At 75.5% G+C, this 13933-nt stretch carries 12 protein-coding genes and 1 pseudogene; 3 read left to right on the top strand and 10 right to left on the bottom strand.

The features are described from left to right. Positions 1 to 146 precede the first annotated feature (146 nt). The 3 genes from AC0GKK_RS01690 to AC0GKK_RS01680 all read right to left on the bottom strand — a co-directional run bounded on the left by AC0GKK_RS01690 (position 147) and on the right by AC0GKK_RS01680 (position 2566). Positions 147 to 341, bottom strand: a complete 195-nt coding sequence (locus AC0GKK_RS01690; protein ID WP_073575328.1) for a PspC domain-containing protein — start codon at positions 339 to 341, stop codon at positions 147 to 149. A gap of 116 nt (positions 342 to 457) precedes the next feature. Continuing rightward, positions 458 to 1585, bottom strand: a complete 1128-nt coding sequence (locus tag AC0GKK_RS01685) for a M24 family metallopeptidase (protein WP_489882981.1) — start codon at positions 1583 to 1585, stop codon at positions 458 to 460. 129 nt (positions 1586 to 1714) lie between these two features. Beyond that, the gene (locus AC0GKK_RS01680) at positions 1715 to 2566 is read right to left on the bottom strand and encodes a GAF and ANTAR domain-containing protein (protein WP_489882980.1); all 852 of its coding nucleotides are present in this window, start codon (positions 2564 to 2566) and stop codon (positions 1715 to 1717) included. Between the two features lie 71 nt (positions 2567 to 2637). On the opposite strand from AC0GKK_RS01680, the gene AC0GKK_RS01675 reads away from it, so the two are divergent. After that, positions 2638 to 3603, top strand: a complete 966-nt coding sequence (locus tag AC0GKK_RS01675; protein WP_062395055.1) for a 5'-3' exonuclease — start codon at positions 2638 to 2640, stop codon at positions 3601 to 3603. Beyond that, positions 3600 to 4937, top strand: a complete 1338-nt coding sequence (locus tag AC0GKK_RS01670) for a M20 family metallopeptidase (RefSeq protein WP_489882979.1) — start codon at positions 3600 to 3602, stop codon at positions 4935 to 4937. Before AC0GKK_RS01675 ends, AC0GKK_RS01670 begins: the two co-directional genes overlap by 4 nt. 9 nt (positions 4938 to 4946) lie before the next feature. On the opposite strand, the gene AC0GKK_RS01665 is transcribed toward AC0GKK_RS01670, so the two are convergent. Continuing rightward, positions 4947 to 5531, bottom strand: coding sequence for a helix-turn-helix domain-containing protein (locus AC0GKK_RS01665; RefSeq protein WP_073575325.1), 585 nt, complete (start codon positions 5529 to 5531; stop codon positions 4947 to 4949). Positions 5532 to 5609: 78 nt separating this feature from the next. Between AC0GKK_RS01665 and AC0GKK_RS01660 the strand changes: the two genes are divergently transcribed. Beyond that, positions 5610 to 6389 carry an SAM-dependent methyltransferase gene (locus tag AC0GKK_RS01660; RefSeq protein ID WP_405421816.1) on the top strand — a complete coding sequence of 260 codons (780 nt, stop codon included), beginning with the start codon at positions 5610 to 5612 and terminating at the stop codon, positions 6387 to 6389. 25 nt (positions 6390 to 6414) lie between these two features. Here the strand turns inward: AC0GKK_RS01660 and AC0GKK_RS01655 are convergent, their stop codons facing one another. The 6 genes and pseudogenes from AC0GKK_RS01655 to tatA all read right to left on the bottom strand — a co-directional run bounded on the left by AC0GKK_RS01655 (position 6415) and on the right by tatA (position 13906). Then, the gene (locus AC0GKK_RS01655) at positions 6415 to 7680 is read right to left on the bottom strand and encodes a GNAT family N-acetyltransferase (RefSeq protein WP_482637513.1); all 1266 of its coding nucleotides are present in this window, start codon (positions 7678 to 7680) and stop codon (positions 6415 to 6417) included. Positions 7681 to 7748: 68 nt separating this feature from the next. Continuing rightward, positions 7749 to 8630, bottom strand: a complete 882-nt coding sequence (locus tag AC0GKK_RS01650) for a DUF4333 domain-containing protein (protein WP_476651457.1) — start codon at positions 8628 to 8630, stop codon at positions 7749 to 7751. Positions 8631 to 8712: 82 nt separating this feature from the next. Then, positions 8713 to 11618 (bottom strand): annotated as a pseudogene (locus AC0GKK_RS01645) (DEAD/DEAH box helicase). 73 nt (positions 11619 to 11691) lie between these two features. After that, a complete protein-coding gene (gene pyrH / locus AC0GKK_RS01640; RefSeq protein WP_062395067.1) occupies positions 11692 to 12438 on the bottom strand; it encodes a UMP kinase in 747 nt (248 codons plus the stop codon). Between the two features lie 102 nt (positions 12439 to 12540). Continuing rightward, positions 12541 to 13551, bottom strand: a complete 1011-nt coding sequence (gene tatC / locus AC0GKK_RS01635; RefSeq protein ID WP_489884078.1) for a twin-arginine translocase subunit TatC — start codon at positions 13549 to 13551, stop codon at positions 12541 to 12543. Positions 13552 to 13612: 61 nt separating this feature from the next. Next, positions 13613 to 13906, bottom strand: coding sequence for a Sec-independent protein translocase subunit TatA (gene tatA / locus AC0GKK_RS01630; protein WP_073574847.1), 294 nt, complete (start codon positions 13904 to 13906; stop codon positions 13613 to 13615). Positions 13907 to 13933 lie beyond the last annotated feature (27 nt).

Raw genomic sequence — 13933 nt, 5'->3', positions numbered from 1 at the left:
GCGGGGACGGACCCCGACGACAGCGACACGCGGCGACGCGCACGGGGCGCGCGGCGGCGGCGGTCGTCGGCTCGATCACGCGGGAGATGATGGCAGGGGCGCCGTCACGGGTCCACACCGGGTCCCCGCGACGGCGCTCACACCGGTCAGACGGTGCTCTTCGGCATGATCAGCCAGAGCGCCAGGTAGATGACGAACTGCGGGCCGGGCAGCAGGCAGGACAGCACGAACAGGAACCGCACGGTGTTGCGACCCATCCCGAAACGGTCGGCCAGCCCGGCGCAGACCCCGGCGATCACCTTCCCGTTGCGGGGACGGACGAGACGCTGGGTCACGGGCATGTTCACGGGGTGCTCCTTCGTGGTGCGGGTGGGACCTCCCCCACCCTGGCACCACCGGGGCCCGGCGCGCTCGGGGAACACCCGGAGGGTGACCCCGAACGCGCCCCGGGGGGTCGTTACAGGACGACGAGGTCGCGGGCGGTGGTGTTGAGCCGCTCCACGCCGTCGGCGGTGACGACGACGATGTCCTCGATCCGGGCACCCCACCTGCCGGCCTGGTAGATCCCGGGCTCGATCGAGAAGGTCATGCCCTCGGTGAGGACGAGGTCGTTGCCGCCGACGATGTAGGGCTCCTCGTGCACGTCGAGGCCGATGCCGTGCCCGGTGCGGTGGATGAAGTGCTCACCGTGCCCGGCGGCGGCGATGTGCTCGCGGGCGGCGGCGTCGATGTCGGCGGCGGTGGCACCGGGCCGGACGGCGGCGACGGCGCGCTCCTGGGCCTCCTGCAGCACCGCGTAGGTCTCCTTGACGTCCGGTCCGGGCTCGCCGCCGACGGCGTAGGTGCGGGTGCAGTCGGAGTTGTAGCCGCCGGGCAGCGGCCCGCCGATGTCGATGACGACGACGTCGCCGGCCTCGATCACGCGGTCGGAGACGTCGTGGTGCGGGCTGGCGCCGTTGGGGCCGGAGCCGACGATGACGAACGCGGCCTCGGTGTGGCCCTCGGCGATGATCGCGGCGGTGATGTCGGCGCCGACCTCGGCCTCGGTGCGGCCGGGGCGCAGGAACTCGCCCATCCGCCGGTGCACCCGGTCGATGGCGGCGCCGGCCTCGCGCAGGCGGTCGATCTCGGCCGGGTCCTTGCGCATGCGGAGCTCGCGCAGCACGGTGCCGCCGAGGTACTGCGGGACGTCGGGGAAGGCGTGGCGCAGGCCGAGGACGTGGCGGGCGGGCATGTCGTCGTCGACCGACATCCGGGTGGGGCCGCCGGCGAGGTCGCTGACCAGCAGGTACGGGTCCTCGCCGTCGGTCCAGATGACCAGGTCGATGCCGAGCGCCTCCAGCGGCACACCGGCGAACCCGGGCGCCTCCAGCGACGGGACGACGAGCGCGGGCGGCGCCCGGTGCCCGGCGGCCGGGACGATCAGGCAGGTCAGGCGCTCGTGCGAGGACCCGTCGAACCCGGTCAGGTAGCGCAGGTCGGTTCCCGGGGTCAGGAACAGCACGTCGGTGCCCTGCTCGGCGGCGTGCTCACCGGCACGGCGCAGCCGGTCGGCGAGCAGCTCGGTGGGGACGGCATCGGTCATGACCGTGAGCGTAGGCGGGCACGGGGGGTACACGACCGCCACCCGGAGCACCGCGGCGTGGGCCGGGCGGAGGCCGGTGGGCGTCCGGACGCGCTGCGTCACCGGACGCCTGCGGAGCCGGAGCGCGGGTCAGTCGGTGTCGAGCGCGGTGGGGTGCGCGGTGACGGTCCCGGCGAGCTCGACGAGCTTGACGTTGAGGTCCTGGGAGGTGCGGCGGAGCACGTCGAAGGCCTCCTCGGCGGTGAGCCCGCGGCGCGCCATCAGGATGCCCTTGGCCTGGCCGATCACGTCGCGCGAGGCGATCGCCTGGCGCAGCTGGGTCTCCTGGAGCCCGGCGTCGGACACGGCGACGCAGGTGGCCAGGGCCAGCGACGCGTGCGTGGCGAGCAGCATCAGGCGGTCGCGGTCGGCGGAGGTGAACGCCCGGCGGTCGGTGGCGTAGACGTTGAGCGCGCCGGGCAGCCGCGGCGGCTCGGCGTCGGGGATCAGCGAGACCGCCAGCACCGAGTGGAACCCGTGCCCGACGGCGGCGTGGGCGAAGTCGCTCCAGCGGCTCTCGGCGGCGAGGTCGTCGGAGAACGCCAGCGCGGGGCCGTCGGCGCGGGCGGCCTCGACACAGGGACCGCGGCCACTGGTGTACTGGGCCTCGTCGATCGTGGACGCGGCGGGGTCGGTCTCGACGGGGGTGTGGAAACAGCCGTCGTCGTCGCGGAGGGTGACACTGACCATGTCCGCGCCGGGTACGACCCGGCGGACCGCGGCGACGACCCGGGCGAGGACGTCGGCGACCGTGCCGGAGGCGAGCAGGGCACCGGTGAGGGTGGCGAACTCGCGGGCGAGTGGGCCGGTGTCGGCCAGGGCGTCCTCGGCGGGGCCACCGCGCTGCTCGGTGACGACGAACAGATCCCGCTCGGCGGTCCAGTCGTCGCGCCCGGTGACCGCAGCAGGTCCGCTGTTCGTCGTGGTTCCGCTGTTCTCCACACCGGGCATTCTGCACGGTCCGCGCGGGTGCGGCGCCCACCCGGGTACGGCGGCGGTGCCAGACTCGCGGCATGAGTGAGCGCCCGCTGATGCTGCTGGACTCCGCGAGCATGTACTTCCGTGCCTACTTCGGCGTGCCGGAGAGCGTCACCGCCCCGGACGGGACGCCGGTGAACGCGGTGCGCGGGTTCACCGACATGATCGCGCGGCTGGTCACCGAGCACCGCCCGGTGCGGCTGGTGGCCTGCCTCGACCTGGACTGGCGGCCGGCGTTCCGGGTGGACGCGCTGCCGTCGTACAAGGCGCACCGGGTCGAGGCGGGCCGGGCCGGCGACGAGGTGCCGGCCGGGGTGCCCGAGGAGGTGCCGGACACCCTCGCCCCGCAGGTGCCGCTGATCATGGAGGTGCTGGCCGCGGCCGGGATCGCGACCGGCGGGGCCGTGGGCTGCGAGGCCGACGACGTCATCGGGACCCTGGCCCACCGGGAGGCCTCCGACCCGGTGCTGGGGGTGTCCGGGGACCGGGACCTCATGCAGATCGTGCGCGACGCCCCGCCGGTGCGGCTGCTGTACATCGGCCGCGGGCTGAACAAGGCCGAGAACCTGGGCCCGGACGACGTCGCCGAGAAGTTCGGGGTGCCCCGGGAGCGGGCGGGTGCGGCGTACGCGGAGATGGCGATGCTGCGCGGGGACCCCTCCGACGGGCTGCCCGGCGTGCCCGGGGTCGGGGCGAAGACCGCGGCGACGCTGGTGGGCCGGTTCGGCTCGTGGGCGGAGCTGCTGGCCGCCGTCGGCGACGGCGACACCCGGATCGGGCCGGGGCCGCGGGCGAAGCTGGCGGCGGCGCGGGACTACCTCGACGTCGTCGAGCCGGTGGTGCGGGTGCGGACCGACGCCGAGGTCGACCTGAGCCGGGACGACGTGCTCCCGGCGTCGTTCGCCGACCCGGACCGGCTCGACGAGCTGGCACGGCGGTGGGGTCTGGAGTCGTCGGTGGGGCGGCTGCGGAAGGCCCTGGACGCGGCGGCGTCGTCGTGACCTGCCCGGACCACGGGCTGCCGGTCCCGCCGTCGTCGGCGTACGACGAGGCCGTGGCCCGGGAGACCGCGGTGCGCGCGGCGGCGGCCGACCCGATCACCTCCCCCCACGACGGCGCCCCGGCCGCGGTGCGGGAGGCGGTGGCGGCCGCGGTCGAGGAGCTGCGGGACGAGCTGCTGGCGCTGTCGCACGACCTGCACGCCCACCCGGAGACCGCGTTCTCCGAGCACCGCTCGGTCGCCGCGGTGGCCGCGCTGCTGGCCGGGCACGGGGTCGACGCCGCCGTCGGCGTGCACGGGCTGGACACGGCGCTGCGGGCGACGCTCGGCTCCGGGGACGGCCCGACGGTCGCGGTGCTCGCCGAGTACGACGCGCTGCCCGGCATCGGGCACGCCTGCGGGCACAACGTGATCTGCTCGGCGGCGGTGGGCGCGTTCCTGGCGCTGGCGCGGGTGCTCGCCGCGCACCCGGTGGGCGGCACCGTGGTGCTGCTCGGCACGCCGGCGGAGGAGGGCGGGGGCGGGAAGGAGACGATGGCCCGCGACGGCGCCTTCGACGGCGTCGACGCCGCGGTGATGGTGCACCCGTTCGCCCACGACATCGCCGACCACCCGTTCCTGGGGCGCCGCCAGCTGGAGGTGACCTACCACGGGGTCGCCGCGCACGCCTCGGCCCAGCCGCACCGGGGCCGCAACGCCCTGGACGCGGTCGTGATGGGGTACCAGGGGATCGCGATGCTGCGCCAGCACATCCCCGACGGGGATCGGGTGCACGGCGTCGTGGTCGACGGCGGGCAGGCGCCCAACGTCGTACCGGAACGGGCGTCGGCGCGCTACTACCTGCGCTCGCAGCACCCGGAGACGTTGCGGGACCTGACCACGCGGGTGGAGGCGATCGCCGTCGCGGCGGCGGCGATGACCGGCTGCGGCCACACCCTGGAGTGGGACCCGCGCCCGCCGTACCTGCCGATCCGCCACAACCGGACCCTCGCCGCGCGCTGGGCGGTGCACCAGGCCGGGCGGGGGCGCACGGTGTACCCGCGCGGGGTGGTGCCGGACACCGAGACCGGGTCGACCGACCTGGGCAACGTCTCGTTGCGGGTGCCGTCGATCCATCCGATGATCGCGATCGCGGAGCCGGGCACCGCGCTGCACACCACCGGGTTCGCCGAGGCCGCCGCGAGCGCGGCCGGGGACCGCGCGGTGCTCGACGGCGCCGCCGGGCTGGCGGCGGTGGTGGCCGACCTGCTGTACGACGAGGCGCTGCGCGGGGCGGTCGCGGCGGAGTTCGCCGAGGCGGGCGGCCCGGTGGACGTGCCCGCGTTCTTCGACTGAGGCTCAGCCTCAGTTGCCTGCGGTGCGGCGCTCCCGCGGCGCGGCGCGGGTGTGGATCTTCTCGCCCTGCGGGCCGAACAGACTGAGGAGCTCGACGGCGCGGTCGCGGTCGGCGGAGCCGAACCAGTGCGGGACGTGGGTGTCGAACTCGGCGGCCTCCCCGGCGCCGAGCACGACGTCGTGCCCGCCGAGGACCAGGCGCAGCCTGCCGTCGAGGACGTAGAGCCACTCGTAGCCCTCGTGCACCCGCGGGTCGGGCTCGTCGCCGCGGAACGGGATGAGCATCTTGAACGCCTGCAGCCCGCCGGGGCGCTCGGTCAGCGGGACGACGGTCATCCCGTTGGCCCGGCGCGGCCGCAGCCGCACCCGCGGGTCGCCGACCGGTGGGGCGGCGACGAGCTCGTCGAGCGGCACCTGGTGGGCGGCCGCGATCGGGAGCAGCAGCTCCAGGGTCGGACGGCGCCCGCCGGACTCGAGGCGCGACAGCGTGCTCACCGAGATGCCGGTGGCCTCCGACAGGTCGGCCAGGGTCATGCCGTGCGCGGTGCGCAGCCCGGCCAGCCGGGGGCCGACGCCGGCCAGGGTGTCCGCGATCGCCTCGTCCACACCGGCAGTTTGCCATCCTGGCAACGATGTTTGCCAGTCTCGCGCGGAGGCGCGCAGGGTGGTGCCATGACCTCCTCTCCCGCAGACCCGTTCGGTGCCGCGTCCGAGCGCCGGGTCGCCGCGCTCGTCGCGGACGACCGGGTGCACGGACTCGCCACCGGCATCACCACCGCCGCTGCGCCCACCACACCGACCACATCCACCGGAGGAGCCACCGTGACCGAGGACCGCTGGTCCGCGGCGTTCTGGGACGCCCACTACGACACCCGTCCGCAGATCTGGAGCGGCGACGCCAACGCCGCCCTCGTCGCCGAGGCCGCGGACCTGCCGCCCGGGCGGGCGCTCGACGTCGGCTGCGGGGAGGGCGGCGACGCGGTGTGGCTCGCCGCGCGGGGCTGGCGGGTGGACGCCGTCGACGTCTCCCCCGTCGCGGTGGAGCGGGCCCGGGCCGCCGTCGAGCGGGCCGGGTGGGCCGACGCGGTCACCCTCACCGCCGCCGACCTGCGCTCCGCCCCGCCCGCCGCGGGCGTCTACGACTTGGTCAACGCCCAGTTCCTGCACCTGCCCCCGGACGTGCGCCGCCCGCTGTACGCCGCGCTCGCCGACGCCGTCGCCCCCGGCGGGACGCTGCTGCTGGTGCTGCACCACCCGCGCGACCTGGCCGCCGGGATCCCGCGCCCGCCGGAGCCGGAGCTGTTCCCCGACGAGCACGAGCTCGCCGGTGCGCTCGACCCGGACCGGTGGGAGGTGCTGGTCGCCGACGCGCGGCCGCGGCCGGTGACGCTGCCCGACGGCAGCACGGTGACCGGCCACGACGCGGTCGTCCGGGCCCGCCGCCGGGCCTGAGCGTCCGCGTCGGCGGCGGGGACGCTCAGAAGAACGTGCCGCACCACGGCGCCGGTCCGGGCACCGCGAACAGCGCGTCCGCCCGGACCCGGGCGCCGGGGGTGTGCTCGCGCCAGCGGCCCGCCGCCACCAGCGACGACGGCGACCGGTCGCCGAGGAACGCCGCCGCCAGCGCGTCGACGGTGCACTCCAGGTCCGGATCGGTGCCGGCGGCGGGCTCGGCGGCGCCGTCGGCGAGACGCCAGGTGCCGGTGTCGCCGAGGAACGCGTCGTGCACCCGCAGCACGACCGGTCCGCCGGGGCCCCAGGCGCGGGCCCGCAGCGCGGCGTCCGGGTCGAGCAGGCGCAGCCACAGGTCGTCGCCGCGGCCGGTGACCCGGTGGGCCCGGGAGTCGGCCAGCACCAGGTCGAGGTCCTCGTCGAGGGGACGTGCCCAGCTCGTCACCGCGCCGGCCAGGTCGAGGCCGGTCAGGAACCGCCACAGCCCGGCGGTCGCGGCGGGCCCGGCGGCCCAGAGCTGCTGCACCCGGACCTCGTCCGTGCCGCCGGTGGCCAGGTCGCCCTCCGCGACGCCCCACACCACGAATCCGTCGTCGACGCCGTCGGTGCCGGTGTGCACCGCCACGCCCTTGTACTCGCCGGCGGGCGGGCCCGCGGGGCGCAGCGCCCGCCGCCACCAGCGCGCGGAGCGGGTCATCCCGCCCGGGCGGTCCGCGGCGAGGCGTTCCTGCAGGCCGGGCAGCAGCCCGGTCGCCTCGTCGGGGTCGAGCATCCGCACCGTGCCCCCGGCCGGGGCCTCCGGGCGCCACGCGGCCCCCGCCGTGACGCGGACCTGGTCGGCGCGGGAGGCGACGCCGTAGCCGTAGCGACCGTAGATGCCGGCCTCCGACGCGCGGAGCACCGCGGCGACGTCGCCGCGGTCGCGGGCCGCGGTCAGCTGGGCGCGCACGAGCGCGGTCAGGCGCCCGGCGCGGGTCCGGTCGGGTCGCACCCCGACGCCGCTGACCGCGGCGGCGGGGACCCGGGCCCCGCCGGGCAGGGTCAGCCGGGTCGGGAAGGAGTACGCCGACCCGACCACCGCACCGGAGGGGTCGACGACGCCGAGCCAGTGCTCGTCGGGGGCCTGCCCGTGGGCCTCCCACGCGTCGTCGGTGATCGGGCCGTGGTGCAGGGTGCCCAGGAACAGGTCGAACGCGCGGCGCCGGTCGGCGGGGTCGGTCAGGGTCCGGACCGGGTGGGGGGCGACGGCCGGCGGGGCGGGGTGCGGCGCGAACGGGTCATCGGGGCTCACATCCGACGAGCCTCGCGTCCGCGCGCCCCGCGCGCCAGCCGATTACCCGGCCCGCCACCGCGGCCCGGTCAGACCCGCCCGACCTGGTAGTCGCCCTGGTCGCTGGTCACGACGACGGGGACCTCCACCTGCTCGCCGTCGACGACGGCCTGGCAGGTGAACTGCGTGCCGGCCGACACCTCGACGTCCTCCGGGCAGGCGATCGCGCCGACCTGCAGGCCGTAGTCCTGGGTGAGGACCTGGTTGACCCCGGCCTGCAGCGCGGTGCGGTCGAGCCGGTCGCTGCCGAGCACGCCCGCCCAGAACAGCGCGCCGACCACGAGTGCGGCCACCACCACGGCGCCGATCCCGGCCAGGACGTAGCGCCGCGTCCGCGACGGGGAGCGGACCGCGTCCCGGGAGACCCAGGGCTCGTCCTCGCCGGGGCCGGGGTTCTGCCATCCGCCCGGCCCGGACCCGCCGTCGGCCGGGACGGCCGCGGTGGTCTGCGCGTCGGCCCAGGGCGACCCGGGCGACGACGCGGGGACGGCGTCGGTGGGCGCTCCGGTCTCGGCGGCCCGGCGACGGGCGCGGCGCCCGGTCGGGACGGCCCATCCGCCGTCGGTGCCGGTGTCGGGGCCGGCCTCGTCGCCCCACAGCGGCTCGCCGCGGGCCGGGTCCCCGGCGCCCCCGTCGTGGGCGGCCCAGCCGCCGGTGTCGCCGCTGTGGCGTCCGCCCGCGGGCGGGACGGCGTCCCAGCCGCCGGTGCCCTGCGCGGGTGCGCCGCCGGCGTCGTGGGCGGCGTCGGGGGCGGCCCAGCCGTCACGGTCGTCGCGGTCGGGGGACCAGGCTCCGGTGGTCTCGGGGTCGGCGCCCCACCCGCCGGGCGGTGGCGTGCCCCAGGCGGGGATCTCCCCGGTCCGCTCCGCGGCATCCTCGGGATGCCGGTCCGGTCCCTGCGGGTTGTTCATCGCCTACTCGTCCGCCCGTCTCTCTCGTCGTGCCGTCGTGACAGCTGGTGCTGCTCGTGACTGCCGGTGCTGTTCGTGACTGCTACTGCATACCGGCCGCGACCACGCCGCGCCGGACCGCACCGGAGGCCCGGTGGGCCGCCTTCCCGACCGCGCTCGACCGCCCGGCGACCCCGGCGATCTGGTCGAGCAGGTCGAGGACCTGCCGGGTCCAGCGTACGAAGTCGCCCGCGGACAACTCGTGCCCGTTCCGTTCGGCGGCCTCCAGGACCTGTGCCAGGGACTCGCCGCGGGCCCACCGGTGCATCGGCCAGGCGAAGGCCAGGTCGGGTGCGCGGGTGCGTTCGGCCTTGTGCCGGCGCTGGTCGGCGTCGAGCTCCTCCCACAGCCGAACGGTCCGCTCCAGCGCGTCGGACACCGGGCCGGTGGGCAGCCGCGGCATCGGTGCGTCGTCGCGGCGGGACTCGTAGACCAGCGCCGAGACCACCGCGGCCAGCTCGTCGGGCTCCAGGCCGTCCCACGCGCCGTGCCGCAGGCACTCGGCGGCCAGCAGGTCCGACTCGCCCCACAGCCGGGCCAGCACCCGGCCGTGCGCGGTGATCTCCTCCTCGCCGGGCTCGGCCTCCCCCGCCGGGACGAGGTAGCCGCGCTCGGCGAGCAGCGCCCGGATCCGGTCGAACGCCCGGGCCAGCGAGTGCGTCGTGGCCCGCACCTTCTGCCGCAGCGTCTCGGTCTCCCGCTCCAGCCTCGCGTGCCGCTCCGCCCAGCGGGCGTGCGCCTCGCGGTCGTCGCAGCCGTGGCAGGGGTGCGCGCGCAGGGCCCGGCGCAGTGTCGACAGCTCCGGGTCGTCCTGCACCCCGGGCCGGCGACGACGCCCGAGGGCGCGCCCCTCCCCCAGCCGGGAGGCACGCAGCGAGGAGGCCAGGTCCCGGCGGACCTGCGGGGACCGGTGCTCGACCCGCTTCGGCAGCTTGATCCGGCCCAGCACCTCCACCGCGTCCGGGAAGTCCGCCGCCGACAACCGTCCCGCCCAGCGGTCCTCGGTGCACACCAGCGGCCGGACCTCGGCGTCGCGGCCCGCGGCCGACACCGCCCCGATCCCCGGGTCGAGCACCACGGCGATCCCGGCGCGCTTGCCCGAGGGCACCGCGATCACGTCGCCCGGACGCAGCTCGCGCAGCGACTCCGAGGCCTCGTCGCGGGCGGCGACGGTGTTCTGGCGGCGCAGCGACTTCTCCCGGTCGGCGATGCGCCTGCGCAGGTCGGCGTACTCGGCGAAGTCGCCGAGGTGGCAGCTCATCGCCTCCCGGTAGCCGTCCAGGGCCTCGGTGTTGCGGTCGATCCGCCGGGCCAGCCCGACCACCGAGCGGTCCGCCTGGAACTGCCCGAAGGAGCGTTCCAGCAGCTCGCGGGCGGCGTCGGTGCCCAGGCGCCCGACCAGGTTGACCGACATGTTGTAGACCGGCCGGAACGAGCTGCGCAGCGGGTAGGTGCGGGTGGAGGCCAGCCCGCCGACCTGCTCCGGGTCCATGCCGGGTGCCCACAGCACGACGGCGTGGCCCTCGACGTCGATCCCGCGCCGCCCGGCACGCCCGGTGAGCTGGGTGTACTCGCCGGGGGTGAGGTCGACGTGGGCCTCGCCGTTGTACTTGACCAGCCGCTCCAGCACGACGGTGCGGGCGGGCATGTTGATGCCCAGCGCCAGGGTCTCGGTGGCGAACACACAGCGCACCAGGCCGGCGACGAACAGCTCCTCGACGGTCTCCTTGAACGCCGGCAGCAGCCCGGCGTGGTGGGCGGCGACGCCGCGTTCGAGGGCCTCGCGCCACTCCCAGTACCCGAGCACGCCGAGGTCGGCCTGCGGCAGGTCGCCGGTGTGCTTCTCGACGATCCGGCGGATCTCGTCGACCTCCTCGGGCACGGTCAGGCGCACCCCGGCCCGCACGCACTGGCCGACCGCGGCGTCGCAGCCGGCGCGGGAGAAGACGAACGTGATCGCGGGCAGCAGCCCCTCGCGGTCGAGCCGGTCGATCACCTGCACCCGCGACGGCGGCCGGAACCCACCGCGCGACGGCCCGCCCCCGCGCGGCCCCCGCCCGACGACGGCCGTGGAGTCGGTCTTCCCGCCCGGGTGCGGCCGCGCTGCGGACCACCCCGGCCGCGCGGCCCGCGGTCGCCCGCCCGGTCCGAGCCGCGTGAGGTGGTGAAGTCCCGCCGCGCCATCTCGCGGGTGTAGCGGACCAGCTCCGGGTCGACGACGACCTCACCGGGCCCGCCGGGGGTGCTCCGCTCACCGAACATGTCGAACAACCGGTTCCCGACCATCATGTGCTGCCACAGCGGCACCGGGCGGTGCTCGTCGACCACCACGCGGGTGTCGCCGCGGACCTCCACCAGCCAGTCGCCGAACTCCTCGGCGTTGCTGACCGTGGCCGAGAGCCCGACGACCGCGACGTGCCCGGGCAGCTGGAGGATGACCTCCTCCCAGACCGCGCCGCGGAACCGGTCGGCCAGGTAGTGGATCTCGTCCATCACCACGTAGCCGAGGTGGTCCAGCCGACGGTTCGCCGCCTTGTCGGAGTCGGCGTAGATCATGTTGCGCAGCACCTCGGTGGTCATCACGACCACCTGGGCGTCACCGTTGACCGCGGTGTCACCGGTGAGCAGGCCGACCGCGTCCGCGCCGTAGCGGGCGACCAGGTCGGCGTACTTCTGGTTGGACAGCGCCTTGATCGGCGTGGTGTAGAAGCACTTGCGGCCCTCGGACAGGGCCAGGTGCACGGCGAACTCACCCGCGACGGTCTTGCCGGCGCCGGTGGGCGCACAGAGCAGGACGCCGTGGCCGTCCTCCAGGGCCTCGCACGCCTCGCGCTGGAACGGGTCCAGGTCGAAGGGCATCAGACCGGTGAACTCGGCCAGCCGCGGATAGGCGGCGCGGGCCTTCGCCGCCGCGTACGCGGCGGCCGGGTCGGCGGCGGAACCATTCACGGCCCCAGGCTGTCACACGGCACCGACACCCTGCTCCGTCACAGGGTGAGCCGGGCCACGTGGCACCGCCGGCCTACTCCGGGTGGGCGAACTCCGCCTCGACGATGTCGGGGTTGATCTCCGTGCCGTGGTGCTCACCACGGCAGATCGCGGCCATCAGGCCGTCCTTCTCGATGTCGAACACGTGCAGCGGCAGGCCGTGGTCGCGGGCCAGGATGAACGCGGTCTGGTCCATCACGGCCAGCCGGCGCGACAGGACCTCGTCGTAGGGCAGGCGCTCGTAGCGGCGGGCGTCGGGGTTGGTGCGCGGGTCGGTGTCGTAGACGCCGTCGGTGCCGTGCTTGGCCACCAGCAGCGCGTCCGCGCCGATCTCCAGGGCGCGCTGCACGCTCGGGTAGTCGGTGGTGATGAACGGCTGCCCGTTGCCGCCGGAGAAGATCAGGATCGCGTCCTTCTCCAGGTGCCGCTTGGCGCGCAGCCGCAGGAACGGCTCGGCGACGGCGTTGATCGGGATCGCCGTCATGACGCGGACGTTCTCCTCACCACCCGCGGAGAGCTTGCCGCGCAGCAGGAGACCGTTGATCACGGTGCCGAGCATGCCGATGTTGTCGGCCTCGACGCGGTCGATCCCCCAGGTCTCGGAGCGGTTGCCGCGGAACACGTTCCCGCCGCCGACGACGACCGCGACCTGCACCCCCAGCGCGCGCATCTGCCGGATCTGGTCGGCGAGGTGGGACAGGGCCTGCGCGGAGAACCCGAAGCCGTCGGCACCGGCCATCGCCTGTCCGCTGAGCTTGATGACCACCCGGTTGTACTTCATCTGTCCCGACCCGCTCCTCAGTGCCGCCCGACCCGATCCGGGGGGCAAGCCTACGGAGCCGTGCCGGACGGGGCCGCGGGGGGGTCCGCGGCACCGCCCCGGTCAGGTGATGTCGTCGTAGCGGGGCGCCCCGGGGACGGTCCCGTTCGTCCCGGCACCCCCGGCGCGGCCGTTCCCCGCACCCGCGGTGCCGCCGTCCGGGGCAACGACGGGTGCCCGGGTGGTCGACACCGGCGCGGGGGGTTCGATCCGGGACGGCTCGATCCGGGACGGCCCCTCGATCGGCGACGGCGTGGTGTCCAGCGGCGAGGGCTCGTCCGGGTCCAGCGAGTCCCAGCCCTCGGCGGCGCGACGGCGGGCCCGGCGCCGGTCGGTGATCCGGCAGACCTGGATGGCGCCCTCGAACAGCAGGGTCAGCGCGAACGCCAGCGCCAGCATCGAGATCGGGTCCTGGCCGGGCGTGGCGATCGCGGCGAAGCAGAACAGCCCGAAGATCAGCCCGCGCCGGGAGCGGCGGAGCACGTCGTAGGACACGACCCCGGCCGCGTTGAGCGCGACGACCAGCAGCGGGATCAGGAAGCTGACCCCGAAGATGACGATCAGGTTCACGACCAGCGAGAAGTACGACGTGCCGGTCAGCGCCGTCGTCTGGATCTCGCTACCGATGGTCAGCAGGAAGCCGAGCGCCTGCGGGATGATCAGGTAGGCCAGCACCGCGCCGGCGACGAACAGCACCGCGGCCACCGAGACGAAGCCCAGCGCGTAGCGGCGCTCCTTCTTCAGCAGGCCCGGGGTGATGAAGCCCCACAGCTGGTAGAGCCAGATCGGGCAGGCCAGGATCACTCCGGCCGTCGCCCCGACCTTCAGGCGCAGCATGAACTGGTCGAAGGGGGTGGTGCCGAGCAGGGTGCAGGCGTTCGGGTCGGCCGTCAGCGACGCGCGCGCCGAGGGCGGCAGCGAGCAGTACGGCTCCTTGAGCAGCTCACCCAGGCTCGGGAAACCGAAGAACGAGACCTCGAACCAGATGTAGCCGAACACCGTCGTCACCACGATCGCGGCGAGCGAGATGCCGAGCCGGTTGCGCAGCTCGTAGAGGTGCTCGATCAGGGTCATGGTCCCGTCGGGGTTCAGCCTGCGCTTCCGACGGAACGGCGCCTTCACGGGAGGAGGTGCCTCAGGCGGTCGGACCGGCGGGCCGGTCGGTGGCCTGTGCCGGCGGCTGCTGCGGCGTCTGCTGCGGGGCCGGGGCGGTCTGCTGCGGCGCCGGTGCGGCGGCGGGCAGCTCCTGGGCGGGCTTGGGCTCCTCGGCCTGCCGGCTGCGGGCGTCGTCGTCCTTGAGGCCCTTCATCTCGCCCTTGAACACGCGGGCGGACTGACCGACCGACCGCGCCATCTCGGGCAGCTTCTTCGCGCCGAACAGCAGGAGCAGAACGGCGATGATGATCAGCCACTCGTAACCACCGGGCATGGGTCCACCTCGCGTCGATCGGGCCGG

This window comes from Pseudonocardia sp. P-1 (genome assembly GCF_058111925.1).
The sequence above is the reverse complement of the archived record's forward strand: the minus strand, read 5'-3'. Positions and strand labels throughout refer to the sequence as shown.